Genomic DNA, 25,758 nt, shown 5'->3' on the forward strand with positions numbered 1-25,758 from the left:
ATCACAATTCAGCAATCAATATTAAAAATGAAGGTATACGCTTATTAGCGTTATCATAAGTAACAAAACTCTTGGAACAAGAGGGTTAGCTCGGTCAGTTTTCGTTGGCTAGTAAAAGCAACGATAAGTCGAGAAGCCCCCACTTCAATCAAACCGTAAGGTTGATAAGTGGAGGGTAGTTCACTGTTTATGGCATTCCGCTCCTTGTATCGAAGGCAAGCCAAAAACAGCTCGGTGAGAAAGTCATCATCGATTACAATCCGAATAAAGGGTACAAACTTTCTTCAGATCAGGAAGTTTACCAATACAATCTTGACTTGACAAGAGCCGAGTAAAAAGAGGTGCTTTGCATTGAAAGAAACTTTTCGTGCATTGGTCATGGAAAATGCATCACAGCCGGCACGCTCCGTACAGGAATGGGATACGGGCCGGCTGCCGGCAGCGGAAGTCACCGTAAAAGTCGCCTATTCAAGTGTCAATTACAAAGATGCGCTTGTTGGCGTGAAAGGGGACTTTGTCAAATCGTATCCATTTATACCGGGAATTGATTTGGCAGGGACGGTGCTTGCATCCGCTGACAGCCGCTTTAAAGAAGGCGATGAAGTGATCGTCACAAGCTATAAGCTGGGCACCGGGCATTTCGGCGGATTCAGTGAAATGGCGCGCGTGCCGGCTGCCTGGGTGGTACCGCTTCCGAAAGGGCTGACATTAAGAGAATCCATGATTTTAGGGACAGCCGGCTTTACGGCAGCGCTGTCCGTGCAAAAACTGGAAGACCACGGGCTCAAACCGGGACAAGGGCCGGTGCTTGTTGCCGGAGCAAGCGGCGGTGTCGGCAGTGTCGCTGTCGATATTTTGGCAAAAAGGGGTTATGAAGTCACGGCCTCAACCGGGAAAAAAGAGGCACACGCTTATTTGAAACGGCTCGGTGCGGCCCGCATCCTTGATAGGGAGGCCGTTATGGACCATGAAGACCGGCCGATCCGCAAAACGGAATGGGCAGCGGCTGTCGATCCCGTCGGCGGGAAAACGACACAATACATCATCAGCTCCCTGCAGTACGGCGGGGCGGTGGCAACGAGCGGCCTCACCGGCGGAAGGGAAGTCAAAACAACCGTAACCCCGTTTCTCGGGCGGGCCGTCAGCTGGATCGGGATTGATTCTGTTTTTTGCCCGATGGATCTCCGCGTGAAAGTTTGGGAAAAACTTGCTGGCGAATTCAAACCGGAACATTTGACAAGTGAAATTGTCCGGGAAATCAGCCTTGAGCAAGTTCCGGCCGCACTTTCGGATATTTTGGAAGGCAAGCTCCAGGGCCGGACAATTGTAAAAATGTAACAAAAAAGGATGCGTGGCACTCGCGCATCCTTTTTTACCATCCAGAAAAAGCGCTGGTTAAATGGATAAAGGCACCGGCTGGCGTGCTTTTATCCATTCCGGGTTTTACCTTTCCTTCGAATGCACCTCCATCACCGGCTGGCATGCATGCAGAGTCGGGTTTCAGCTTTCCGCCGGCTCTACATGCACAATGACCTCATATACTTCACAATCGCGGATCAGTGAATTCTCCACTTTTGTGGAAATGTCATGGGCATGACGCAAATCAAGAGACGGATCAACGCCGATGACAAGATCAATGACCGTATTGTTTCCGTACTGCCGCGCTTTAATATCCTTCACGCTTTGGACGCCGGCTACACTTAATACTTTCGCTTTATAATTTTCCAGCTCCGACTCATCAAATCCGTCTGTTAAAAGATGGGAAGTATCACGGAAAATTTCCCAGGCGGTTTTGCAAATCAATAAGCCGACAACAATCGCAGCCGCCGGGTCAAGCCACGGAAGATGGAACTGCGAACCGATGATGCCGATGCTCGCGCCGATACTCACCCAGGCATCGGACAAATTATCCATCGCGCTTGCCCGCACCGCCTGGCTATTGATGCGCTTTGATAATCGTTTATTGTACAAATAGACAAAAAACATGACGGCGGCACAAAGGAATCCGGTCCATGCCGCAGCCATATCCGGGGATTCGGATTTTCCATGTATGATCGAGACAATGGCATCATAGAGCACCTGGATGCCGACCGCCATCATAATGAGAGAAGCAACCATGGAGGCGACATTTTCCGCTTTCCAATGCCCGTAAGGATGGTCGCGGTCCGCCGGTTTCCGGGAGAGGCGAAGCCCGATCAGGACGGCGATCGAAGACAGGATGTCCGTAATATTGTTCAGCCCGTCTGCCTTCAGGGCGCTTGAATCCGTATAGAAGGCAATTACCAGTTTCAGCACCGACAGGCTTAAATAGGCCGCCATGCTGACCATAATGCCATACTCGCCTAATTTTAAATTTTGGTATTTTTCTTCATTCATTGCATTCACTTCCAATTGGTTTACTTCTCTATCATAACAATGAAGGGCAGGGTGGGTCTACAGCAACGTTTTTTCCGGCCACTATAAAAGTTAGATGCGGGAAAATTCGCCTTCACATTCATTAAGGTCTGGGATTTCAACAAATTTATGCTAATATGGAAATAGAAAAATTTTTACAGGAGGCCAACATGAGCACTGATTGGAAAACTTCTTATGAAAAATGGAACCGCTTTGCAGAGCTGGATGCCACATTAAAAGCAGAATTATCCGGTGTGAGCGGGGATGAAAAAAATCTGGAAGACCGCTTTTATAAAAACCTCGAGTTCGGAACGGGTGGTATGCGCGGGGAGCTGGGCGCCGGCACGAACCGCATGAATATTTATACAGTCCGGAAAGCATCAGAAGGGCTGGCAAACTTCATTCTCGACCAAGGGGAAGAAGCCGTAAACCGCGGGGTCGCGATTGCCTACGATTCAAGACGCAAGTCGCCGGAGTTTGCGCTTGAAACCGCAAAAACGCTTGGCAAGCACGGGATCAAAGCCTATTTATTTGATTCCCTCCATCCGACGCCGCTTTTGTCCTTTGCGGTCCGGTACTTGAACGCTTATGCCGGCGTTGTCATCACAGCGAGCCATAACCCGAAAGAATACAACGGCTACAAAGTTTACGGGCCGGATGGCGGGCAGATGCCGCCGAAAGAAGCGGACGAACTGACAGGATATGTGAACCGTGTCGAAAATGAGCTGCTTGTCGAAGTCGGCGAAGAAAAGTATCTGATCGAAAAAGGCTTGCTCGTTTATATCGGCGAAAATGTAGACAAAGCTTACCAGGACCAGCTCATCAAACTCCGTCAAAACAAGGAAGTGATCAGCTCGGTTGCAGATTCTTTCAAAATCGTCTATACGCCGCTGCATGGGACAGGCAATCTCCCGGTCCGCCGCGGCCTTAAAAATTTCGGTTTTCAAAACGTCACCGTTGTAAAAGAACAGGAATTGCCGGATTCCGAGTTCTCAACAGTAAAATCGCCAAATCCGGAAGAACATGCCGCTTTTGAACTTGCCATCCGCTACGGCGAAGAAATCGGCGCTGACATTTTGCTTGGCACCGACCCGGACACTGACCGCCTTGGCGTTGCCGTAAAAAACCCGGAAGGAAAATACGAGGTTTTAACTGGTAACCAAACAGGTGCATTACTGCTTCATTATCTTTTAACACAAAAACAAAAGCAAGGGACATTGCCTGAAAACGGTATTGTCATCAAAACGATTGTGACGTCAGAAATCGGCCGCGATATTGCCCGGTCTTTCGGCATCCCGACGATCGACACTTTGACCGGTTTTAAATTCATCGGTGAAAAAATCAAAGAGTTTGAAAAAACCGGTGCCCATACTTTCTTATTCGGGTATGAAGAAAGCTATGGTTATTTAATCGGCGATTTTGTGCGCGATAAAGATGCGGTGCAGTCGGCAGTGCTTGCTGCGGAGGTGGCCGCTTACTATAAGTCGATGGGAAAAACATTGTATGAAGGCCTGCTTGACATTTTCGAACAGTACGGCTACTATAAGGAATCCTTAACATCGCTCACTTTGAAAGGAAAAGAAGGATCGGAAAAAATCGCCGGCATCCTTGCCAACTTCCGTGCCCATCCGTTAACAGAAGTGGCGGGCATCCCGGTATCCGCCCGCGAGGATTATCAATCACAAGTGCGGACCAACGCGAAAACGGGAGAAACGTCAAAAATTGAACTGCCAAAGTCCAATGTGCTGAAATTTTTCCTTGAAGACGGTTCATGGTTCTGCATGCGCCCGTCCGGAACAGAACCGAAAGTGAAGTTCTACTTTGGTGTGAAAGCGGACAGCCTCGCGGAGAGCGAACAACGGAACAAACGCTTAAGCGATGAAGTTATGAATCTCGTAAATCGTATGCTTGAATAGTATTTATGGGGTCCCCCGGGCGGATCCAACGTCCGGGGCGTTTTTTTGCATTATTGCAGAATACTGCCGGACTACCGCAGCCCAGGCGGATCAACATTTTCACCGATCCGGCCATCTCTCCGGGACCGCCCCCGAATTTGCCGCCCCTGCTTTTTGCCTCGGCCCTTCTATCCTCTTTTCATGCAGGTTCAGTACAATTGCCCTTTCTGCAAAAGCAGGCATAACTTGCAGAAATTTGCCGAAAAAATGAGCCTGATTTTTCTTTACTTTAAAAATAAGGCATGATATATTCTGGGCAGATGCACCTTTCGGCAAAAAAATCCAAAATATTGATACCGGTTTCATTTCGGCCGGATCAGCCATTTGGTTGCCTTTGGATGTGCAATTAAGGGGGAAAGAGAATGAAAAATGCCGGTACGGCTAAAAAACTAGTATTCTTGCTTTTAACGGTTGTACTCATTTTTTCAAACGGGATCCTGTTGGCGCCATCGAAATCAAAAGCCGCCGGAAAAGAGAAAACGAATCCATTGGTGAAAATGCCTGACCGCAAGAAACCGGACGGGCTCGATCAGGCGGAAAAATATAAAGAGGACCGGCAAGTGCGCGTCATCATTGAGCTCGCCGGCTCGCCGGCCATTACTTACGCAACAAAGCGCGGCATCCGCTATAAAGATCTCTCCAAAGACAAAAAAACAGAACTCCAGCAACAAATCAAAAACCAGCAATCTGGTGTTCTTTCAGCCATCCGGTCCAAAAAACTGTCGCTTAAGGTAGAAAACCAGTTTACAACAGTGGCTAACGGCATCAGCGGCACCATCCCATACGGCAAAATAAAAGAATTAAAGAAAATTGAAAATGTATCCCATGTTTATATCGTCAACCGGTATAAACGGCCGCAGGACAAGCTACAATCCGTATCCAGCAACGGCCTTACCGGCGCGCCTGAAACGTGGAATTTAAAGTATAAAGGGCAAGGCATGGTCATCGGCGTCATTGATACAGGGATCGACTACCGCCACAAAGATATGGTGCTGTCGGAAGGCACGGTGCCGAAACTGACCCAGGCAAAAGTCTCCGACCTCGTAAAAAAAGATGCCCTTCCCGGGAAATATTTTACGGCAAAAGTCCCGTACGGCTATAACTATGCAGATAAAAATACCAACATTATAGATGAAGGGGACGGCGCTTCCATGCACGGCATGCATGTCTCGGGCATTGCGGCGGCAAACGGCAATGAATCGGAAGGCGGCGTGAAAGGGATTGCACCTGAGGCCCAGCTTTTGGCGCTAAAAGTGTACAGCAATGACCAGGATCAGGCATATACGTACGGCGACATTTATATGAAAGCCATTGATGATGCCATTAAACTCGGTGCGGACGTATTAAACATGAGTTTTGGCACGCCGGATGTTTCCACGGACGGGAATGATCCGGAACAAAAAGCGGTCAGCCGCGCAGTCGACAATGGGATCTTCATGTCCGTTGCAGCCGGAAACGAAGGCCAAATTGGCGGGGAAGAACATAGCCCGTTCGCATCCAACCCGGACATTGGCACCGTCAATGCACCGGGTACCGCACCGAATGCCATGTCTGTTGCCTCGATGGAAAATACGAATGTCCATGCTGATCTGCTTGATTATACAGTTGCAGGTGGAAAGACGGCCTCCATTCCATTTTTCTCGGCAGGAAGCAGGCACCCGAACGATGTCGTAAACAAAACATACGATGTTGTGGATTGCGGGTATGGCACAGCAGAAGATTTTGCAGGGAAAGATCTATCGGGCAAATACGCTTTGATGGCGCGCGGCGGCAATACAAATCTTATTGAAAAAACAGCCAATGCCCAAAGTGCTGGCGCTAATGGGGCCATCATTTACAATAATGAAAGCGGTATTCTCGAAATGGCTTCAGACCGGTTCATCAAGATTCCGCAAATTTCGGTATTGCAGGCGGACGGGGAAGCGATGAAAGCCGCTTTATCGGAAGGAAAACAGGTAAGCCTCACCTTTACCGGAAAGAAAGCCGAAATCCAAAATCCAGAAGCCGGAAAAATGAGCTTTTTCTCCTCTTGGGGAACGGCGTCCAACTTGGACTTCAAGCCGGAAATCACGGCACCTGGCGGGGAAATTTATTCGACATTAAACAATGACCAGTACGGCACCATGAGCGGCACATCGATGGCCACCCCGCATGTTGCGGGCGGCGCTGCGCTTGTATTGCAGTACATCCAGTCTGCATTTCCGTCACTAAAAGGCGCAGATAAAATAAAACGGGCAAAGACACTGCTCATGAACACGGCAATGCCGCTAACAGACCCGGATTCCAAAACGTTTTATTCGCCGCGGAAGCAAGGCGCAGGGCTGATGCAAATCGACAGGGCGGTGACAACGCCGGTGTATATTGTCCGGAAAGGGACAAGCGACGGAAAAGTGGCGCTTAAAGAAATCAGCGCCAACAAATTTTCTTTTACCTTAACAGCAACCAACTTTGGCAATCGAGACGCTGAATATACCGTTAGCACAAAACCGGTCGCGGACAGGGTCGATGCGCAAGGCAAGCTGGCGTTATCTTCCGCGGAAATCGAAGGCGCCACTGTCACGATAGACAATCCGTCTGTGAACATTCCAAAAGGCGGGTCAAAAGACATCACGATTACGATTGACTTGTCTAGGGCGGATGCGAATTTGGCAAAGAAAATGAAAAACGGCTACTTTGTTGACGGTTTTGTCACGTTCCATGAAGAAGGATCTGGGCTTCCGGATTTGTCCGTCCCTTATTCCGGTTTTAAAGGGGATTGGGGGAAGGCACCTGTACTTGACCAGATGGTGTATAACTGGAAACAGTCATTTTTCCAAATCTCCGGCATGGTGGATGGAGACGGTTACTACCTCGGCGAGGATCTATTTGAAGAAAACCATTTCGACCAAAATAAAATTGCCATTTCGCCGGACGAGGATGGTTCGGGCGATACTGCAACACCGGTCCTGTCTTTCTTGCGGAACAGCAAAATGGCCGAATTCAGCATTTTGGACGGGAACAAAAAAGAAATCCGGAAGCTCTATACTGAGTATGATTTGCCGAAAAACATCTGGGATGACCTGCCGTATACTTATCTTCCGGATGAGACGACATGGGACGGCACTGCGAACAATAAAAAAGTAGCGGACGGAAAGTATTATTACCAGATTAGGACAACACCGGGCGATTCCGGAAAACCGGGGCAGACGATGCAGATTCCTGTACTGGTCGACACAAAAGTGCCGGAGATCAGCCATATCAGCTATGACCATGACGCCGATGAAGTCAGCTTTTCCGCCATGGACAACGGGGGAAGCGGCGTTCAATACATCCTGCTGTTTGTTGACGGGAATTTGGAAGGCGCAGTGGAGCCGGACGCCGGACAAACGTACCATGTCCCGCTCAGCGTGAAAGCCAATCAATCGATTACCGTAACAGCCTACGATTATGCCGGTAACCATGCCACTAAAACAGTAAGCGGGAAAAATGCTGTTTCCGGCATCCATTTGGAGGAGCCGTTTGCGCTGACACCGTATGATTCAAGGGATATAGATGTATACGGAACGATTACGAGTCCGTATAAAGTCAGATTTGTTACGGTGGAAGGAAAAGATTTGGCTGTTTCGCCGGTGAAAATACCGGTAGATGAGGATGTGGACGGAACTTATTTGTTTGATTCAACAATGGCCGGCCAACCGATCCGGTTCAAAAAAGACGGCATATTTGACCTGAAAATTTCCGCTATCGATGAAAAACAAAATAAAATGGAATTCAACAGAAAAGTGATCATTGACTCGACAGAACCGGAAATCAAAGCGGATGGTTTGCCGAACGACAATCGGACAGAAGCAGGGACTGTCAAGGTGACGGTAACGGACAATTTTGACCGGCTCCGTTTCACGGAAAACGGGAATGAAATTTTCAATCATCCATTCGGCAAGGACGTAAAGAGCGGGGACCAGTTTGCCATGCGGAAATTCAGCAAAACGATGACGCTCAAACTGGCAGACGGGAAAAATGTTTTTAAAGCAGAAGATTTTGCTGGCAACATCACTGAACTGGCAGTCATTAAAATTCCGCCGAAGCCATCGCATGTGGACAAAGTGGGTGACCGGGATACGAAAGTGACGGGCTCCGCCAAAAGCGGCCTTGTTGTCGAAGTAAAAGCCGGTTCTAAAAAGCTTGGCAGCGCGGCTGTAAAAAACGGTAAATTCTCCGTCCCGATTCCGAAACAAAAAGCGGGCACAGTATTATCCGTCTCGGCCAAACAAACAAGCACCGGCTATGCCAGCAGAACGGTGCAAGTGAAAGTAGCGGATGAAACACCGCCACCTCCGCCAAAAGTGCGGACCGTCACCAACTTTTCAAAAAAGGTCACCGGCACAGCGGAGCCATATGCGAAAATCACGGTGAAAGCCGGTAAAACAACAATTGGAACCGGAAAAGCCGATAAAAACGGGAAATTTGCGGTCAAGATACAATCGCAAAGCATTGGCAAAAAACTGTATGTCTATGCAACCGATGCAGCGCGCCATACAGGAAAGGCCGCAGCCACAACCGTAAAACCGCCGGCACCGTCCGCACAGGGCGTTAAAGCAGGCGCAACGAAAGTGACCGGAACTGCACTTAGCGGGTCCAAAGTCTATGTCAAAACCGGAAAAACGGCAATCGGCCATGCTGTTGCCGGAAAAAATGGCAGGTTCACCGTGAAAATCAAAAAGCAAAAGGCAGGCGCAAAATTGTCGTTGTATGCTGTTAAAAACGGCATTTGGAGCGACGCTAAAACGATTACGGTACAAAAATAGGAGAGCGGATCACCCCATTCAAAACGATATCGCTTTTCAAAAGGAGCATAACGTTTCAGGGCCAAAAAGGCCGGGAGCCGTCCCGGTTTTTTTGCTTATGATAAAGGGCAAATGCCATGCTTTTTTCTTCCGCGGAAACGGCTGAAAAGGGCGGCTTCTTTTTTTGTCCGTTGGAAGAAAAACGCCCAAAAAGGATGCAACATTTTTCTTACTCATGTAAAATGGAAAGAGCGAATAGGAGGCTTTGCCATTGCTCATGAAGAAAAAACAAAGCGCGCTGGTGCTTGCAGGTCTCTGCATCCTGTTTATGGCTGCCATGTTTCTTTTCTCCAACCAGCCCTATAAGGAACAGGACATGCGGCCGGAACTGGAAAAGCTGGTACACCTCGATGCAAACACATTGCCGAAAATCGAATTTTATTACGGGGGTGCGCTTGTCACGTCAACGCTGCCGTATGATTTTATTGAATTCTGGATCCGGAAATCCTGCCATGTGGCGGAATATGCCGTCTGTACTTTGCTGATCCTTCTAACTTTGCGCACGGTTTTGGTTCCTGTCCGTTTTGCAGTTCCGGCCGGCTTTCTGGCAAGTTTTCTCTATGCCAATCTTGACGAATGGCATCAAAGTTTTGTCAGCGGCAGAACAGGGCATTTTATAGATGTCATCACTTTTGACAGCTTCGGAATCATGATTGGCGTCTGTCTGTTTTTATGGTTTACGCGAAGGAAAAAATCCCGATAATGCTTAACGAACGGCATTTGTTTCTTTATAATAATCGTATTGAATATACAACAGGGAGTTCTAATCTATGAGCATATCTGTCAGATTTAAAAACGTTTCGAAAAAGTATAAAATGTACCGGAGCAATTCGGAAAAAATTCTCGACATCATTTTGCCGGGCGGTTACGGGGATGATTTTTACGCCCTGCAGAATATTTCTTTTGAGGCGAGCAACGGGGATGTCATCGGCGTGATCGGCGTTAACGGCGCCGGCAAATCAACCTTGTCCAATCTGATTACCGGCATTATTCCGCCCACAACCGGAACGATTGAATTAAACGGCGAAACATCGCTGATTGCCATCAACTCCGGCTTAAACAATGAATTGTCAGGCCTTGAAAATATTGAACTGAAATGCCTGATGCTTGGGTTCACAAAAAAGCAGATTAAGGAGCTAACCCCGCAAATTATTGAATTTGCGGATATCGGGCAGTTCATTGATCAGCCTGTTAAAAAATATTCAAGCGGGATGAAGTCACGGCTCGGATTTGCCATCTCGGTCAACGTTGACCCTGATATTCTTGTCATTGACGAGGCGTTATCAGTCGGCGACCAGACATTTGCCGATAAATGTTTTGAGAAGATGAATGAATTCAAGGATGCGGGCAAAACGATCTTTTTCATCAGCCACTCGATGGGCCAGGTAAAGAAATTTTGCGAGAAAGCGATGTGGCTGGAAGCAGGGGAAATTAAGCAATACGGCGCGATCGATGATGTCCTGCCAAATTACGAAAAGTTCCTGAAAGAATTCAAATCATGGCCAAAAGACAAACAGAAAAACTTCAAACAGATGATTCTCGAAAAACGGAGCAAAGAAAGAAAAGAAAAAGTGGCAGAATAAGGAGGCGGCTGCCCGGAATGCTTGTTGCGTGCCGGGCAGCCGCTTTTTGCTTACCGGGATTTTCGCTGGAAAACCGGGAGTGAACGGCTGAAGAACGATTCCAGCCAGGCAAACTGTTTTTCGCAAAAAATAGATATAAAAATTGACAGCGCTTACTTTTTAGCGGTATAGTGAAAATGTGTACATACTCACAATGGGAGGGAATCATAATGGCCAGCTTAGAAAATAAAATTGCAATTGTCACAGGCGGCGCTTCCGGGATCGGGCTTGCAACCGCAAAAGCTTTTACGGAAAAAGGGGCGAAAGTGGTCATTTCCGATTACAACGAAGAAAGCGGCAAAGCGGTTGAAAAGGAACTTAAAGAAAAAGGAGCGGATGTATGCTTTATTCGTGCCGATGCATCTGATGAACAGTCCGTCGCCGATCTTATCGCAGAAACCGTCAACCGGTACGGCAGAGTGGATATTATGGTGAATAATGCCGGCATTGGCGTCATGGCCACAACCCATGAATTGAGCTTTGAAGACTATCAAAAGGTCATTTCCGTCAATCAAAACGGTGTATTTTTCGGTTCGAAATATGCCATCCGTGAAATGTTGAAAACAGGCGGTGGCTGTATTGTCAATACATCCTCTATTTTAGGGTACGTCGGCGAACCGGGCGCTTTTGCCTACAATGCAAGCAAAGGTGCCGTCAACCTGATGACAAAGTCGCTGGCCCTTGAATATGCATCAAAAGGCATTCGCGTGAATGCGGTGAACCCGGGGTATGTTGAAACCGGCATGGTGAATAAGGAAGCACTCGGCGATTTTTATGACGGCCTTGTCGCAAGGCATCCGATCGGCCGGCTCGGGCGTGCGGATGAAATCGCCCATGCCATCGTGTTCCTGTGCGAAAATGAATTTGTAACCGGCATTGCCCTGCTCGTGGACGGCGGTTATACAGCGCAATAAGTGCGGCATAACCAGCGCCAAAAGGCATCCATCCGGTCCGGGTTGATACCGGTTGATGCGTTCAAGCCATAAACCGGCCCTCGGGAAGAATCGCCGATTTGGCCGTATTTGCAAATGCGTCTGTCCGGACAAGCCATAAAAAAACCTGCATCCGCTAAAAGGATGCAGGTTTTTTTGGTTAAAAGTGCATAACCCAGATGGTTCCGTAAACAACGACGATCGCAATGATGATGCTGTAGATCATATTGCTGACATTGATCTTTCCGTTTTCGCCTTCTTTGACGTGCATGAACATAAATAATTGCACGCCAGCCTGGAGGAAGGCAAACAATCCGATTGTCCAGATGATCGCCGTTTTAGAAAGGTTGGTATACAAAGCAACATACAGTGCCACAAGGGTCAATACGATTGAAAGCAGAAAACCGATGACATGGCCGATCGGATATTTTGAATGATGCTCCATTATTTCATCAACCCTCCTAAATAAACGAAAGTGAAGATAAAGATCCAGACAACATCAAGGAAGTGCCAGTAAATACTTACAACGAAAAATTTGCGTGCCGTCATCGGCGTTAAACCGCGGCGGATCAGTTGTATAATAATCGATATTCCCCATAAAATCCCGAGGGAAACGTGGCATCCGTGCGTTCCGAGCAATACATAGAATGCGGAAAGGAATGCGCTTGTCGGCAGTGTTGCCCCATCATGAACGTACGTGACAAATTCATTGATTTCAAAGCCGACGAAAGTTAAACCGAGAAGAAGGGTAACGATAAACCAGCCGAGCATCGCGCCTTTATTCCGGTTGCGCATATTGAAGACGGCAATTCCGCATGTAAAACTGCTTGTCAAAAGGACAAAGGTTTCAATCAGGACACCTTTGAGCTCAAAGATGTCCTGCTGAACAGGCCCGCCTGCTGTTTGGTGCTGGAGTGTAAAATACGTTGCAAACAGCGTTGCAAACAAAGTGATTTCAGCCGCCAGGAAAACCCAGAAACCGAAAATGGTTAAACGGTCCTGATTGCGCTGGTATTCGAGGGGCAATGATGTATCCAAATGTTCGTCGCTCATCGTTTTACACCTCCTGCTCTTGTATTTTCTGTGCGAATGATTTCTTCTACACTGATATAGTGCCCTTTATCCGGGTCAAACGATCTCCACGCAAGGCAGCCGAGCATCATCAAACCGCCGAGAATGGCGAGCCACCACCAGGACCAGACAAGGCCGAAACCTGCAAGGCCCATCGATACAGCGGAGAAAAATGGCATTGCCGAGTTATTTGGCATATGGATCGGTTTGTACTCTTCATCCCGGTAAATCGGTGTGCCGTTTTCTTTGTATTCTGCGAACGCATCAAGTGTAGAGACAACCGGCTGTTTCGCAAAGTTATATTCCGGAACCGGTGTAGGGGTTGCCCAATCTAATGTGCGGCCATCCCAAGGATCACCGGTCGTGTCGCGAACGCCATGTTTAATGCTGTAAACAATGTTCCAAGCCAGGACGAGGAACCCAATCCCCATGATATAGGCACCTACTGTAGAGGCGAAGTTCCAACCTGTCCAGCCAAGTCCTGCTTCATAAGTGTACATCCGGCGCGCCATTCCGTCGAGGCCGACAAAGAATTGCGGCAGGAAGCAAAGGTTAAAGCCGACCATCCACAACCAGAACGTAATTTTGCCCAGTTTTTCATTCAGCATATAGCCGAACATTTTCGGATACCAGTAGTGGAGCCCTGCGAAACATGCATAGGCGACTGCCGGAATCAATGTATAGTGGAAGTGGGCAATCAGGAAATATGAATTGTGATATTGATAGTCTGCTGCTGCCATGGAAAGCATAACACCCGTAACCCCGCCGATCAAAAATGTCGGGATAAAGGCAAGCGACCAAAGCATAGGCGTTGTTGTTCTAATTTTCCCTTTATGCAATGTAAAGATTTCGTTAAATAATTTGACACCCGTTGGTATCGCGATAATCATCGTTGAGATCGAGAAGAACGAGTTTACGACTGCTGTGTTCCCCATTGTAAAGAAGTGGTGAACCCATGTGAAATAACTGAAGAATGCGATACCAGCCATCGCAACGACCATGGAGGCATATCCAAACAATCGTTTACCCGAGAATGTAGCGATAATGTCCGCGTAAATCCCAAGAGATGGCAGCAACACAATGTACACTTCCGGGTGGCCCCAGATCCAGAACAAGTTTGCCCATAACATCGGGCTGCCGCCTGAACCCATGGTAAAGAAGTGTGCGCCGAAAGTACGGTCAAACGTTACTTCTGCCAAAGCCACTGTCAAAACAGGGAAAGCAAAAAGCACGATGATAAAAGTAATCAAAGTAGACCATACGAACATCGGCATTTTCATTAATGTCATGCCCGGCGCCCTCATTTTCAGAATCGTGACAATGAAGTTCACGGCTGTTGCCAGTGTCCCGATCCCGGAAAGCTGCAGGCCCATTGCATAATAGTTGTTTCCGACACCTTTTGTAAATTCCGTGCCTGCAAGCGGGAAGTAGTTCGTCCAGCCGGCAGTAGGGGAACCCCCGATAATAAATGAAATATTAAAGAGGCACATCCCTGCAACCATTGCCCAGAAGCTGAATGCGTTCAAAAGCGGGAAGGCAACATCGCGCGCCCCGATTTGGAGCGGAACAGCAACGTTAATCAGGCCGAACAAAAACGGCATCGCCATAAATAAGATCATGACAACCCCGTGGGTCGTAAAGATCCCGTCATAATGGTTGGCATCAAGCAGATGCTGGTTCGGCAGTGCAAGCTGTGTTCTCATCATTAAAGCATCGACACCGCCGCGGAATAACATTAATACCGCAACGATAATGTACATAATCCCGATTTTTTTATGGTCAACGGTTGTCAGCCATTCTTTCCATAACCATTTCCATTTCTTGAAATAGGTTAGAGAAAAGATCACAGCGGCCGCGCCAAGTGCCATGCCAACTTCGGCGGCATATATGGCCGGTTCACCGGTGACGAAAAAATCACTAAGTTTCACACTGTTTTCCTCCTATTCCAATGATTATTTTCCGCCCATATCCATACCGGACATATCGTGGTGGTGATGGTGATTTTGTTTCTCACCTTTTTCCGATTCTTCATAATAGCTTTTTTGTTCATCCGGTTTATCCCATTTTAAATGGGTTCCCGTGTAAGTCTGTCTTCCTACGAGGCCTTCTTTTTTAATCAGTTTTTCATAATCCGATTTTTTCATTTGAGGCGCTCTGCTTTTGACTTCCTTCACCCACGCATTAAAATCTTTCGGTGTTTGGGCCAACACATCGAAGTCCATCTTTGCAAAGCCTTCCCCGTTGAAGTTTGCGTTTCTTCCTGTATATTCGCCAGGGTGGTCTGCAGCCAGAATCAGCCTCATCGTCATGTTCGGCATCGTATATTTCTGTCCGCCAAGTTCAGGGATCCAGAAAGATGCCATCGTACCGGATGATGTCAATTCGAAATTGATTGGCCGCCCAGCCGGGATGTTTACATAGTTAACGGTTTCAATGCCCTGTTCCGGATAACTGAAAATCCATTTCCATTCCGATGACGTGACATAAATCGTTAAAGGTTTTTCGCTTTTCATGGATTTTGGCGTTTCTTCAACCGAATAGTTTGCTTTAACGGTTGGAATGGCAATGGCGATAATAATCAGCACCGGGATAATGGTCCACACCGTTTCCAGCACTTTATGGCCGTGGATTTGCGGCGGTTTATAATCAGCCGGCAGACGCGACGCCCTGTATTTTATCACCATATAAAGATACAACCCAAGGACAACGACGAATACAAAGGCCATTAAGATGGATGAGTAAACAATCAAATGATATTGTTCCCGCGCCATTGGGCCTTGTGGGTCGAGCACTGCAAATTTGGTGTCACATCCGCCGAGCAAAAAGAGCGATGTGAGGGACAAAAGCAGCACCAGTTTCCAAGGTAGTTTCCTCAACACATTTTTTCTCTCCTTCCGGTTTGGTAAAATAGTGTACAAATAAAAGCAAATGAAAAAAAGGTGGTACTTTTATTTTTTCACCTTTATTATGGTGCTAACCTATTTTACATTAAAAAAATATAGATGTATTGTCTTTTACCCTTATTCCGCCATGTTTCATAAAAATTTCATAAAAAGTTCATATATTTTTCATAGAATTGTCAAATACTGGCATTATCCAGAAATAATTTACAACTTTGTGAAGGAATACGGTATTTAATATTTTGGAAAAGATTTCAAAACCATTTTGGGAGGAAAAGTGTTTTTAACGTATAATGTTAAGGGAAACAGAAAGGGGTTTTACGGATGATAAAAGCTGTGATTTTTGATTTCGACGGGCTGATTATGGATACGGAATCGGAACACTATGAAGCGCTTTGTGAAATTTTTCGCGGCTACAATTGCGAGATGCCGCTTGAACTATGGGGAAAGGGGGTAGGCACGCATTCGGGTTTTAAGCCGTTTAAATATCTTGAAGAGCAGATCAAAAAGCCGCTTGATACAGAAAAACTGGACCACGAGCTGGAGGAAATGTTTTTAAAACGGCTCGAAAAAGGCGCGGCCCGCGAAGGCGTGGAAGATTATTTAAAGTCGGCCAAGAACCTCGGGCTTAAAGTCGGACTGGCTTCAAGCTCTGACAGGAAATGGCTGCACCGCTATTTGCGCCAGCTTGGCCTTCTCGCTTATTTTGACTGCATCAAATCTTCCGATGACGTTGAAAAAGTCAAACCGGACCCAGCTTTGTATTTGAAAGCGGCCGGCTGTCTCGGCGTGGAACCGGAACAATGCCTCGTCTTCGAAGATTCGCCAAACGGGTCGCTTGCGGCAAAACGCGCCGGTATGGCATGCGTAGTCGTCCCGAACCGGGTAACAAAAGACCTCAAGTTCGGCGAGATTGACCACCGCCTCGGGTCAATGGCAGAAACGCCGCTTGAAGAAGTAATCCGGTTTATTGAAAGCCGTTGACAGAACAACCCGCTTCTGCATGCCGGAAGCGGGTTGTTTGTTTCCACTATTCCTTAGTCACCAGACAGATTTTCTTCCAGCATTTGCGTGACTTTTTCTTTTTCAGCATCTGACACCGCCAAATAATAGATCCCGTCAAAGTTGGCATCGGTGCCTTTTACTTCATACTGGGTAATGTTTTTGGCGGCATTCCGGTAATTTTTCTCAATCGTAAGCATGTCATTAAACGTCATATTTGTTTTGACATTGTCGCCAAGCGTATCAAGGATACTGCTGTATTTTGCCACAGAAGAAATGCTGGTTGCTTTCCGGATCAGCGCCTCGATCACTTTCCGCTGCCGTTTATTGCGGCCAAAATCGCCTTCCGGATCAAGATGGCGCATTCTGACATAGCCGAGCGCCTGGGCTCCGTTCAGATGAATTTCCCCTTTTTTGTAATGGTACCCTTTTTTATAGTACCCTTCGTCATGCCAGTCAATTGTGTTGTTGACGGTAATGCCGCCAACCGCGTTGACCAGTTTTTTCAGGGCCTGCATGTTGATTTTCACATAGTAATCCATTTGGATACCGGTAAAGTCCTCAACGGTCTGCAGTGCCATACTGGTTCCGCCATATGCATACGCAGCATTGATTTTGTCATATGTGCCGCGTCCGGCGATCAGCGTCCTTGTATCCCGCGGGATGCTGACCAGCTGTGTCGTGCCTTTTTTCGGATTAATGGTCATCACAATGATGGCATCGGAACGGCCGCTGTCATTTGCACGTTCATCCACACCAAGCAGCAAAACGGAAATCGGCTGCCCGTTCTGGCTTGAGATGCTTTCATTTGAAGTGCCTGCCAACGATTCATGCATTTTATTAGCCGCAGCTTTTGCCGAGTGATAAACATAGTAGGCATAACCGCCACAGGCGATGACCAGGATCCCAATTAAGCTTAAAAAAGACATCAGGATTTTTTTCTTCATCGGCGGCCCTCTCTTTTTTCGTCATATAATTGTTTATTATAGCATGATTCGCTACGCTTGAATATCCTTTTTTGTCGATTCCCATCATATCCCGGTTGTATCAGGCATGGCTGTGCTGCCGCTTTATAATCATCCGCATTTTGAAAAGAAAGCATTAAGAAAAATTTAAGTTTGCGCCCCATAATGAAGCCGGAAAGCAGAACAGATGGTTCCTGTTAAAATTGGAAAACAAAAAAGGAGAACATAATGATGAAGAAGTGGATATTGCAGCCGTTTTGATTGTTGCGGCCATCGGGGGAGGGCCGCTTTTCTATGTAAAAAGCAAGGCAGACCGTGCAGACGCAAGCACAAAGACAGTCCAGACGGCCACAGTGGAGAAAGGGATGGCCGTGCCCAGCATCTTCCGGCACAGCTTTCCGGCGGCCAGCAGCAGGTGAAATAGAGCGGCAAATGAGCAGCCGCTCTTTTAGCTGTTTTACATTTACCGGTCCCGGCTTATTACCCACTCATCCTTGGGCCCGTCCAGCTCCATTTTTTGCAATTCCAGCCTCATTTTTTCTGTTTCCAGCAGGAAGTTTTCGTTTTTTAACTTTTCGAGCTCCAGTTCTTTCTCCAAAACTTGTACTCTTATTTTTTCACGCGACTTAAAAAAATTCGTTACAATTGCGACAATCGGCACAGAAAAAATTAAAATGACTGAAATCAATCCGATAAAGTCATCCATTGGCCCACCCCCGGCATATTCTTAAACCCATTATACAATAAGTGCTGCATTCTTTTTACCATTTCCGTCAAAAAAGGGGGCTCCCGCCAGCCTTTTCGGGGCAGCCCTTCAGAAAAACATCCGGAAAATGAGAAAAACCGCCGGGAAAAAATGATTTTCCCAACGGTTTTTTTGTTTTAAAAAGAGCTTTTGGGATTGCTATCAGCCTGTATTCCGGAGCCCTGCGGCGATGCCGTTGATCGTAAGCAGGACCTCCATCAGCAGGTGCCGGGCTTTTTCATCTTTGTTTTCGCGTTCACGCAGTTGCGAAATAAGGTAGACTTGGAACAGGTTCAGCGGGTCGACATACGGGTTGCGGAGGCGCACTGATTCTTTAATGTTCGGCGTGTAATCCAGCAACTCTTTTTGGTCCGCAATCTTTAAAACCATTTCCTTCGTCAGTTCGTATTCCGCTTTGATCAGGCCGAAAATCCGGCCGGCAACTTCAGGATCTTTCACCAGCCTTGTATATTCTTCAGCCGTGGAAAGCTCCGCCTTGATCAATGCCATTTGCAGGTTATTGATCGTTGCATGGAAGAACGGCCATGATGCATACATTTCACGAAGCAACTTGAAATTGCCGGTTTCTTCCACATATTTGCTCAGGCCTGTCCCGGCTGCGTACCAGGCGGGAAGGAGCTGGCGGCTTTGCGTCCAGGAAAATACCCACGGAATGGCGCGCAAGTCTTCGAAACGGGCGCTCCCTTTCCGGCTCATCGGGCGGGAGCCGATGTTGAGTTCACCGATCTCATTTAAAGGCGTTGCCTGTTTGAAATAAGACAGGAAGTCAGGGTCGCGGAAGACGAGTTCCTGATATTTTTCAAGCGCATATTCGGAAATTTTATCCATTGCCCTGACAGCTTCTTCGTTTGGCGTTTTGCCATTTTTCTCGTTCTGTTTTTGTTCTGTGATGGCACACATCATCGTGGATGTCGCCTGCTCAAGGCTCCGGTAGGCAATGTCGCGCAGCAAATAGCGCGATGACAGCACTTCGCCCTGCTCGGTGATTTTCACGCCGTCGCCAAGTGTAACCGGCGGCTGGGACAAAAGGCTTGAATAAAGCGGGCCGCCGCCGCGTCCGAGTGAACCGCCGCGCCCGTGGAAAAACTTCAGCTTAATGCCGTATTTGGCACCCATTTCGTGGATCTCTTTCTGTGCTTTGTACAGCTGCCAGTTCGCCGTCATCGTGCCGCCGTCTTTGCTGCCGTCGGAATAGCCGAGCATGACTTCCTGCAGATTGCCGCGCACCTTTAAATGGTTGCGGTAAATGGGCATTTGGAAAAGGGTTTCGAGCATTTTCGCGCCGTTCCGCAAGTCTTCGATCGTTTCAAGAAGCGGGGCGATATGGATCTCACTTAAAATTTCGCCGTTCGGGTAGACGCGGTACAGGCCGGCTTCTTTCGCGAGCACGAGCACTTCCAGCACGTCGCTGACCGAATGTGCCATGCTGATCAAATACACCTGGATGGACCGTTCGCCGAATGTTTGGTGGGCGCGTTTGATCATCCGGAATGTGTTGATGACTTCCTGCGTTTCCGGCGTAAACGTATCATAGATTGAAATCATCGGCCGCGGGTCGTTTAAAGCCTTCAGGAGCACCGCGACTTTTTCATTTTCGGGCAGATTTTTATAGTCTTTCGCGATATTGACGTTATAAAGCACCTCGGCAAGTGCCGATTCATGTTCGCCGCTATGGTTGCGGATATCGAGTGATGCTAGGTGGAACCCGAACAATTCGACCTGGCGGATAACTTTGCGGAGCAATTTAATCGGATGCCCGGCCGGATGGTGCTGGTTCACGCTGTCCCGGATCATATACAGATCGGCAAGGAGCTCCTCTGCGGATTGGTAGCCGCCATTGCTTTTTCCCACACATTCCAGTTTATGGATCATAATCGCCAGCTTTCTGCGGTAAATTTCATCTTTTGTCGGCCATAATTTTGCAGCCGGCATTGTATTTTCTTCGCTTTCCACAGACGCAAGCAGGGCATGGCTGGCGCTTATTTTTTTGGCAGAATGGCTGAGCAGCTCCCGGAGTGTGGTAAGCGACTTTTTATATTTTTCCAATACGAGTTCACGCTGCATCTCGAGCGTTTTCCAGGTGATGTCCGCGGTCACGTTCGGGTTTCCGTCCCGGTCGCCGCCGATCCACGATCCGAAATGAAGATAAGAAGGGACTTTAAAACGCTGTCCGTACGATTCGTACAGATAGTCTTCTAGGTCTTCGTGTATGCGCGGCAGCACGTCGAACAGGACATTGTCGAAATAATAAAGCCCGTTTTTCACCTCGTCTAGAACGGACGGTTTCTTCTCGCGGATTTCGGAACTTTGCCATAAAATGGTAATCTCATTCAAAATCGTTTCTTCAATGACTTTTTTCTCATAACGGGTGTTGGCATATTCGAGCGCTTTTAAAAGGTCTGCAATACGTTTGTGGATTTGCAGAATGGTCCGCCTCGTTGCTTCTGTCGGGTGTGCCGTTATAATCAGTTCAAGCGATAAACTGTCCAGCAGTTCTGCAACCATTTCAGCCGGCACTTTTTCTTTCCGCAGCGTTTCGATGCCATCTTCAAGTGAACGCGGTTGGACCTGGTCTGTATCTTCCGACTGGTACTCCCGCCGGCGCTTAATTCTGAAATTTTGCTCGGTAATATTAAATAATTGCAGATAGGTAGAGAAAGCGCGGATGACTTCCTGCCGTTCTGGCGGATTCAGGTCTGTAATTTCTTTTTTTAATTGAAGGTAGAAAGCCTCATCGCCGGTTTCCCTCGCTTTTTGTGCCAGGGAGCGAATATTTTGGATTGTTTTGAGCAATGCTTCGCCGCCTTCAAATAGGATCACTTTATCCAGCAGCCCGGCGAGAAAATCCATGTCTGCCTGCAGGGCCATCCGGGGGGCTTTCTTTTCATCAATTTGATGCAAGGATAATCGCTCCTTTCACTTGGTCAGAAAAATGCACAAAGAAAATGATACTTATTATTATACTTGTAAAATGAAAAAAGTCTAATACTTTATAAAATTAAAAACCAGTAAAGGAACATTTCCCGCATAAAGGGATAAATTAAGGATAAAATGCGAACGATTGAAAGTCAATGATGAATATCATTCGTGTTTTTAATGTGGCAAGTACCGGAGATGGAAAGAAAAGAATTGGCAGTGAAACCGTTCTCTTCTTCTTTAATAATAAATGAAAGCAGCCGGTATGGAGAGAAAAAATTTACTTATATAAAATTGATTTTATGGCCGGCTTTATTATGCCCGTCGTACTGGCTGTCCGCACGGTGTCCATTTATGATGCAGACATGAATGGCTGGGCAGTTGCGTTTTTGTCGATGCCTGGCGTGCACGTCTCCATGCATGTGAAGCGGGTTTTTTTAAGCAGGCAGCACCCGCTTTTTGAGGGGAGGCATTCAGGATAAAAAATGGCAGAGATCATTTGGGCGGGATCAGCCATTTATTCCTCCATCCGGGGCACTTTGTGAAAATCAGCACAAGAATGAATAACGCTTACATATCTGGCTCTTTCAAATAAAGCCATTTGTGAAAAATGTAAACGGATAATTTTGAAAAACCGTCATTTTCCTTTAAAACCGGGCATTTGGGCAGATAAATTTTCAAATTTTCGCCATAAAATATGTGAATCTGATCACAAAAATAGTGGTATACTTACCCATGTGGAATGAAGGAAAATGAACGGAACAGTCAATTTCAGCCATAAAAGGGCATGCCGTCCATCTATTTCACAAACCGCACGGCAGCAATTGCTGCAAAAGTTTAATTGTCCTGCTTTAAAGGAAAAGCAGTATGGAATCCATTAGGAGTTGGCACAATATCCATAGACTGGATAGGGGCCCGCCATGCCGGGCTTGCAAAACTGCTTTCATACAGTGGATATATTTTTTACTTTTGATGGGAAGGAAGATTATACATGAAAAAAGTCAATCGTATTGCAGTGGTTGGAACGGGTGCAGTTGGTACAAGTTACTGCTACGCCATGATTAATCAGGGTGTTGCAGAAGAGCTTGTTTTAATCGATATTAACGAAGCAAAAGCAGAAGGGGAAGCCATGGACCTGAACCACGGCCTGCCATTTGCGCCTACGCCGACCCGCGTTTGGAAAGGCGATTATTCCGATTGCGGCACTGCCGATCTTGTTGTCATTACGGCAGGTTCCCCGCAAAAACCGGGCGAAACAAGGCTTGATCTTGTTGCCAAAAACGCAAAAATTTTTAAAGGCATGATTAAGAGCATCATGGACAGCGGCTTTAACGGGATTTTTCTTGTTGCCAGCAACCCGGTTGACATTTTGACATATGTAACTTGGAAAGAGTCCGGCCTGCCGAAAGAACATGTTATCGGTTCGGGCACAGTGCTTGACTCCGCGCGTCTCCGCAACTCTTTGAGCGCCCAATTTGGAATTGACCCGCGCAATGTGCATGCTGCGATTATCGGCGAACACGGCGATACGGAACTTCCGGTATGGAGCCATACAAATATCGGTTACGATACGATTGAAAGCTATCTACAAAAAGGAATTATTGACGAAAAGACGTTAGATGACATTTTTGTCAATACGAGAGATGCGGCTTATCATATTATTGAACGAAAAGGGGCCACATTTTACGGCATCGGGATGTCCCTGACCCGGATTACAAGGGCAATCCTGAACAATGAAAACAGCGTATTGACGGTCTCTGCATTTCTTGAAGGCCAATACGGAAACAGCGATGTGTACGTTGGCGTTCCGGCCATCATCAATCGCCAGGGCATCCGTGAAGTGGTTGAAATCAAACTGAACGAAAAAGAACAGGAACAGTTCAATCATTCTGTAAAAGTGCTAAAAGAAACAATGGCACCGGTATTGTAAGCATTTGTGCCGGCCGGGCTTCATGGGAGGCCCGGCTTTTTCTTTGAAAAAAATCCCGGCGCCTGCTTAAGGCGGACTGCCGAAAAAAGTGCCCATGCTTGCCCCGCTTTCCGGGAAAAGCATGGGCCTGTTTTTTGCCGGGGTTAGGAGCGGGCCTGCCATAGGCGGATATAAAAAAGCAGCCTTGAATCGATTCAAGGCTGCTTTTTCTTAATTCAATATGATCACTTTGACCGTACGGCGCCCCCATGCGATGGAAGCTTTTTTGTTCGGCATCAGGACATCGATGATATGGCCCTTAATGGCACCGCCGGTATCGGCTGCGATGGCAACCCCGTATCCTTCAACCCAGACTTTGCTGCCGAGCGGAATGACCGATGGATCGACAGCGATCAATTTCATGTTCGGGTTTTTCTTAATGTTATATCCCAAAGCGGTAATATCCAGCTTCGTATCTTCATGGTTATAAGATGTCGCCGTCACATAAAAGGATTTGCCTTGTGGCGTGCTGTGGCCGGAAGATGCGGCGGATTTGGTTCCGGCCGTTTTCCCGGCACCGGCTTCCGCTGGTTTTTTCGCTTGTGTTTCTGCTGTTTTTTCAGCTTGCGCTTCCGCTGCCTTTTCGGCTTCAGCTTCGCTCGCTTGTTTTGCGAGGGCTTCTTCCCTTGCTTTTGCGGCCGCCTGCTGTGCCTTTATTTCTTTTTGCAGGTTGCTGATTTTCGTATTCAAGTCGGTTTGTTTTTGTTCCGCTTTTGACAGCTCATTTTGAATGCTGTCATACTTCGATTTTAATCCCGACAATGCTTTTTCCTTTTCTTTTAAATTTGTTTGCAGTTTTGCCTGGCTGCTTTTCAAGTTTGCCTGCTCCTGTTCGAGCACTTTTTCCTGGTCTGCAATGGCTTTTTTATCGGCTTCAATTTTCGCAAGGTCCGCTTTTTGCTGATCCAAAAGGCTTGTATCAGCGTTCAGCAGTGTCGCGACTGCACTGACCCGGTTGATCAGGTCGCCAATGCTTTCCGCGTTTAAAATCGTTTCAATCACATAGTCGTATTGGTTGTTTTTTTGCATGGCAACGAGGCGTTTTTTAATCACGCCTTCCCGTGCAGAAACTTGGTCCTCCAGCTTTACGATTTCCTCTTTTTTCTTTTCAATCAAATCTTTTGCTGACTGGATTTTCGCTTCAGTTGCTGCGATATTTTCTTTATTTTTCTGAATGGATGATTGCAATGCGTTCCAGTCTTTTTGCAAATTTTCCATTTTGCTTTCGACGGCTTTTTTCTCCGATTCTTTCTTTTGAATGGTTTGCGTATTTTCATCCAATTTTTTCTGTAAGGAACCTTGATCTGTTTCTGCATAGGCATTTAGTTGTGCCGTGCCAACGAATATGGCAAACGCCATAACTGCAATTCGCCTTTTTAAGTGCATAAGACAACTCCCTTCTCCGTACTCTTGTTATAACACAAATAGGCAGAAAGGAAGATTACAATACGATTAAATTCATATTACGAGAATGAAAACGGACTCAAATCATGCGAAAAAGGGAAAAGATAGATTTGGGTGCTTTTTCGCATGATGATGGGCAGTTATAAGACTTCTGCCTCCAGGCGTATGAAAAGCAGCAAAAAGAAATAAAGCGGGTACAGCGGCAAATCACTGTGCTCAAGCAATGGTCGGATAAAGCATATCGAGAAGTGGGAAAAAGTGATAACATAAAAGAATTCGCGGGGGTAAAGGCAAAGAAAGTAGATAAAAAGAAGCAAGGATCTGCTTCTTTTTCAATTCAGACAGGACAGGAAGGAATATTCTGCCGACTAAGGATCCATTTTGATGTTTAAGAAGCCAAAAAAGTGCTGAACTTTTCGATTTTCATTCATGTATAGCCGCGCCGTTTTGGTATGATGATAGGAATAGGTTTTGAATGAGAAGAGAGGAATTTCTTATGGAAATGGTGGAAAAAGCAATTGAATTTGCGGCAAAAGCACATGAAGGCCAATACCGGAAAGCGTCCGACCTTCCGTATATTGCGCATCCGTATGCGGTTGCCATGATGCTTTTAACAGAAGGCTGCCGCAAAGAAGTGGTCACAGCAGGGCTTCTTCATGATACGGTTGAAGATACTGCGGTGACAAACGAGGAGATAGAAGCTGAATTTGGAAGCGATGTTGCCCGCATTGTTGCAGCCTGCACCGAACCGCCTAAAAATGTGCGGTGGGAGGAACGAAAACAGCATACCATCGAGCTATTAAAAACGGCAGAAGAGGAAATTTGTATGCTCATATGTGCAGATAAACTCCACAATTTGAAAACGATACACGAAGGATTGCGAAAAAATGGGGAGAGCGTGTGGAACGCGTTCAGCCGTGGGAAAGAAAAGCAGGAATGGTACTATCGAAGTATTGCAGAAAGTATTGCGTTGAACCATTCTTTTCCTTTACTGGAGCAGCTGCAGGCGGAAATAAAGCAGGTTTTTGGACATGAATAA

Annotated in this window: 19 protein-coding genes; 10 read left to right on the forward strand and 9 right to left on the reverse strand. The window is 47.0% G+C overall.

Annotated features, from left to right (window positions below; genetic code table 11):
- Positions 1-351: 351 nt before the first annotated feature.
- Complete coding sequence (locus P9687_RS03070; protein ID WP_035189414.1) at positions 352-1,338, forward strand: acrylyl-CoA reductase family protein; 987 nt, start codon at positions 352-354, stop codon at positions 1,336-1,338.
- Positions 1,339-1,500: 162 nt separating this feature from the next.
- Here P9687_RS03070 and P9687_RS03075 read toward each other — a convergent pair whose 3' ends face one another.
- Positions 1,501-2,376: a cation diffusion facilitator family transporter gene (locus P9687_RS03075; RefSeq protein ID WP_199772165.1), complete on the reverse strand. Its 876-nt coding sequence runs from the start codon at positions 2,374-2,376 to the stop codon at positions 1,501-1,503.
- A 188-nt stretch (positions 2,377-2,564) separates the two neighbouring features.
- On the opposite strand from P9687_RS03075, the gene P9687_RS03080 reads away from it, so the two are divergent.
- The 5 genes from P9687_RS03080 to P9687_RS03100 all read left to right on the forward strand — a co-directional run bounded on the left by P9687_RS03080 (position 2,565) and on the right by P9687_RS03100 (position 11,708).
- Positions 2,565-4,310 (forward strand): phospho-sugar mutase, encoded by a 1,746-nt coding sequence (locus tag P9687_RS03080; protein WP_168985911.1) that lies wholly within the window; start codon positions 2,565-2,567, stop codon positions 4,308-4,310.
- A gap of 401 nt (positions 4,311-4,711) precedes the next feature.
- Positions 4,712-9,133 carry a S8 family serine peptidase gene (locus P9687_RS03085; protein WP_168985912.1) on the forward strand — a complete coding sequence of 1,474 codons (4,422 nt, stop codon included), beginning with the start codon at positions 4,712-4,714 and terminating at the stop codon, positions 9,131-9,133.
- Between the two features lie 256 nt (positions 9,134-9,389).
- Positions 9,390-9,875: a VanZ family protein gene (locus P9687_RS03090; RefSeq protein ID WP_035182391.1), complete on the forward strand. Its 486-nt coding sequence runs from the start codon at positions 9,390-9,392 to the stop codon at positions 9,873-9,875.
- A 67-nt stretch (positions 9,876-9,942) separates the two neighbouring features.
- Entirely contained in the window at positions 9,943-10,755 is an 813-nt protein-coding gene (tagH, locus tag P9687_RS03095) for a teichoic acids export ABC transporter ATP-binding subunit TagH (protein WP_017552234.1), read from the forward strand.
- 209 nt (positions 10,756-10,964) lie between these two features.
- Positions 10,965-11,708, forward strand: a complete 744-nt coding sequence (locus tag P9687_RS03100; protein WP_017552232.1) for an SDR family NAD(P)-dependent oxidoreductase — start codon at positions 10,965-10,967, stop codon at positions 11,706-11,708.
- 178 nt (positions 11,709-11,886) lie between these two features.
- Here P9687_RS03100 and qoxD read toward each other — a convergent pair whose 3' ends face one another.
- From qoxD to qoxA, 4 genes are read right to left on the reverse strand one after another with little or no spacing between them, the layout of a single operon-like run.
- Positions 11,887-12,171 (reverse strand): cytochrome aa3 quinol oxidase subunit IV, encoded by a 285-nt coding sequence (gene qoxD / locus P9687_RS03105; RefSeq protein WP_029141973.1) that lies wholly within the window; start codon positions 12,169-12,171, stop codon positions 11,887-11,889.
- Positions 12,171-12,779, reverse strand: coding sequence for a cytochrome aa3 quinol oxidase subunit III (gene qoxC / locus P9687_RS03110; RefSeq protein ID WP_017553873.1), 609 nt, complete (start codon positions 12,777-12,779; stop codon positions 12,171-12,173). The genes qoxD and qoxC overlap by 1 nt, the downstream gene beginning before the upstream one ends.
- Positions 12,776-14,725 carry a cytochrome aa3 quinol oxidase subunit I gene (qoxB, locus tag P9687_RS03115; RefSeq protein ID WP_035189426.1) on the reverse strand — a complete coding sequence of 650 codons (1,950 nt, stop codon included), beginning with the start codon at positions 14,723-14,725 and terminating at the stop codon, positions 12,776-12,778. The genes qoxC and qoxB overlap by 4 nt, the downstream gene beginning before the upstream one ends.
- Before the next feature lie 24 nt (positions 14,726-14,749).
- Entirely contained in the window at positions 14,750-15,676 is a 927-nt protein-coding gene (gene qoxA, locus P9687_RS03120) for a cytochrome aa3 quinol oxidase subunit II (protein ID WP_035189427.1), read from the reverse strand.
- Between the two features lie 345 nt (positions 15,677-16,021).
- Here qoxA and P9687_RS03125 point away from each other — a divergent pair, with 345 nt between their 5' ends.
- The gene (locus tag P9687_RS03125; RefSeq protein ID WP_035189428.1) at positions 16,022-16,681 is read left to right on the forward strand and encodes an HAD family hydrolase; all 660 of its coding nucleotides are present in this window, start codon (positions 16,022-16,024) and stop codon (positions 16,679-16,681) included.
- A gap of 53 nt (positions 16,682-16,734) precedes the next feature.
- Here P9687_RS03125 and P9687_RS03130 read toward each other — a convergent pair whose 3' ends face one another.
- Positions 16,735-17,646, reverse strand: a complete 912-nt coding sequence (locus P9687_RS03130) for an LCP family glycopolymer transferase (RefSeq protein WP_035189430.1) — start codon at positions 17,644-17,646, stop codon at positions 16,735-16,737.
- 221 nt (positions 17,647-17,867) lie between these two features.
- On the opposite strand from P9687_RS03130, the gene P9687_RS03135 reads away from it, so the two are divergent.
- Entirely contained in the window at positions 17,868-18,083 is a 216-nt protein-coding gene (locus tag P9687_RS03135) for a hypothetical protein (RefSeq protein ID WP_046721203.1), read from the forward strand.
- Between the two features lie 44 nt (positions 18,084-18,127).
- On the opposite strand, the gene P9687_RS03140 is transcribed toward P9687_RS03135, so the two are convergent.
- A complete protein-coding gene (locus tag P9687_RS03140) occupies positions 18,128-18,370 on the reverse strand; it encodes a hypothetical protein (protein WP_035189433.1) in 243 nt (80 codons plus the stop codon).
- A 201-nt stretch (positions 18,371-18,571) separates the two neighbouring features.
- Positions 18,572-21,280, reverse strand: coding sequence for a phosphoenolpyruvate carboxylase (gene ppc / locus P9687_RS03145; RefSeq protein ID WP_429892585.1), 2,709 nt, complete (start codon positions 21,278-21,280; stop codon positions 18,572-18,574).
- 1,057 nt (positions 21,281-22,337) lie between these two features.
- Here ppc and P9687_RS03150 point away from each other — a divergent pair.
- Entirely contained in the window at positions 22,338-23,276 is a 939-nt protein-coding gene (locus P9687_RS03150) for an L-lactate dehydrogenase (RefSeq protein WP_046721206.1), read from the forward strand.
- A gap of 210 nt (positions 23,277-23,486) precedes the next feature.
- Here P9687_RS03150 and P9687_RS03155 read toward each other — a convergent pair whose 3' ends face one another.
- On the reverse strand, positions 23,487-24,701 hold the full coding sequence (locus P9687_RS03155) for a 3D domain-containing protein (protein WP_061565691.1): 1,215 nt from the start codon (positions 24,699-24,701) through the stop codon (positions 23,487-23,489).
- Between the two features lie 514 nt (positions 24,702-25,215).
- Between P9687_RS03155 and P9687_RS03160 the strand changes: the two genes are divergently transcribed.
- Positions 25,216-25,758 carry an HD domain-containing protein gene (locus P9687_RS03160; protein ID WP_061565693.1) on the forward strand — a complete coding sequence of 181 codons (543 nt, stop codon included), beginning with the start codon at positions 25,216-25,218 and terminating at the stop codon, positions 25,756-25,758.

It is taken from the genome of Weizmannia sp. CD-2023 (assembly GCF_036225245.1).
Classification (GTDB): domain Bacteria; phylum Bacillota; class Bacilli; order Bacillales; family Bacillaceae_C; genus Weizmannia; species Weizmannia faecalis.

Excerpts from the sequence above, each read along its gene's own strand:
- P9687_RS03150 (WP_046721206.1), top strand. The coding sequence starts at position 22,338 with ATGAAAAAAGTCAATCGTATTGCAGTGGTTGGAACGGGTGCAGTTGGT.
- qoxC (WP_017553873.1), bottom strand. The coding sequence starts at position 12,779 with ATGAGCGACGAACATTTGGATACATCATTGCCCCTCGAATACCAGCGC.
- P9687_RS03140 (WP_035189433.1), bottom strand. The coding sequence starts at position 18,370 with ATGGATGACTTTATCGGATTGATTTCAGTCATTTTAATTTTTTCTGTG.
- P9687_RS03080 (WP_168985911.1), top strand. The coding sequence starts at position 2,565 with ATGAGCACTGATTGGAAAACTTCTTATGAAAAATGGAACCGCTTTGCA.
- tagH (WP_017552234.1), top strand. The coding sequence starts at position 9,943 with ATGAGCATATCTGTCAGATTTAAAAACGTTTCGAAAAAGTATAAAATG.
- qoxD (WP_029141973.1), bottom strand. The coding sequence starts at position 12,171 with ATGGAGCATCATTCAAAATATCCGATCGGCCATGTCATCGGTTTTCTG.
- ppc (WP_429892585.1), bottom strand. The coding sequence starts at position 21,280 with ATGGATTTTCTCGCCGGGCTGCTGGATAAAGTGATCCTATTTGAAGGC.
- P9687_RS03130 (WP_035189430.1), bottom strand. The coding sequence starts at position 17,646 with ATGAAGAAAAAAATCCTGATGTCTTTTTTAAGCTTAATTGGGATCCTG.
- P9687_RS03125 (WP_035189428.1), top strand. The coding sequence starts at position 16,022 with ATGATAAAAGCTGTGATTTTTGATTTCGACGGGCTGATTATGGATACG.
- P9687_RS03090 (WP_035182391.1), top strand. The coding sequence starts at position 9,390 with ATGAAGAAAAAACAAAGCGCGCTGGTGCTTGCAGGTCTCTGCATCCTG.
- P9687_RS03155 (WP_061565691.1), bottom strand. The coding sequence starts at position 24,701 with ATGCACTTAAAAAGGCGAATTGCAGTTATGGCGTTTGCCATATTCGTT.
- P9687_RS03085 (WP_168985912.1), top strand. The coding sequence starts at position 4,712 with ATGAAAAATGCCGGTACGGCTAAAAAACTAGTATTCTTGCTTTTAACG.
- P9687_RS03100 (WP_017552232.1), top strand. The coding sequence starts at position 10,965 with ATGGCCAGCTTAGAAAATAAAATTGCAATTGTCACAGGCGGCGCTTCC.
- P9687_RS03075 (WP_199772165.1), bottom strand. The coding sequence starts at position 2,376 with ATGAATGAAGAAAAATACCAAAATTTAAAATTAGGCGAGTATGGCATT.
- P9687_RS03160 (WP_061565693.1), top strand. The coding sequence starts at position 25,216 with ATGGAAATGGTGGAAAAAGCAATTGAATTTGCGGCAAAAGCACATGAA.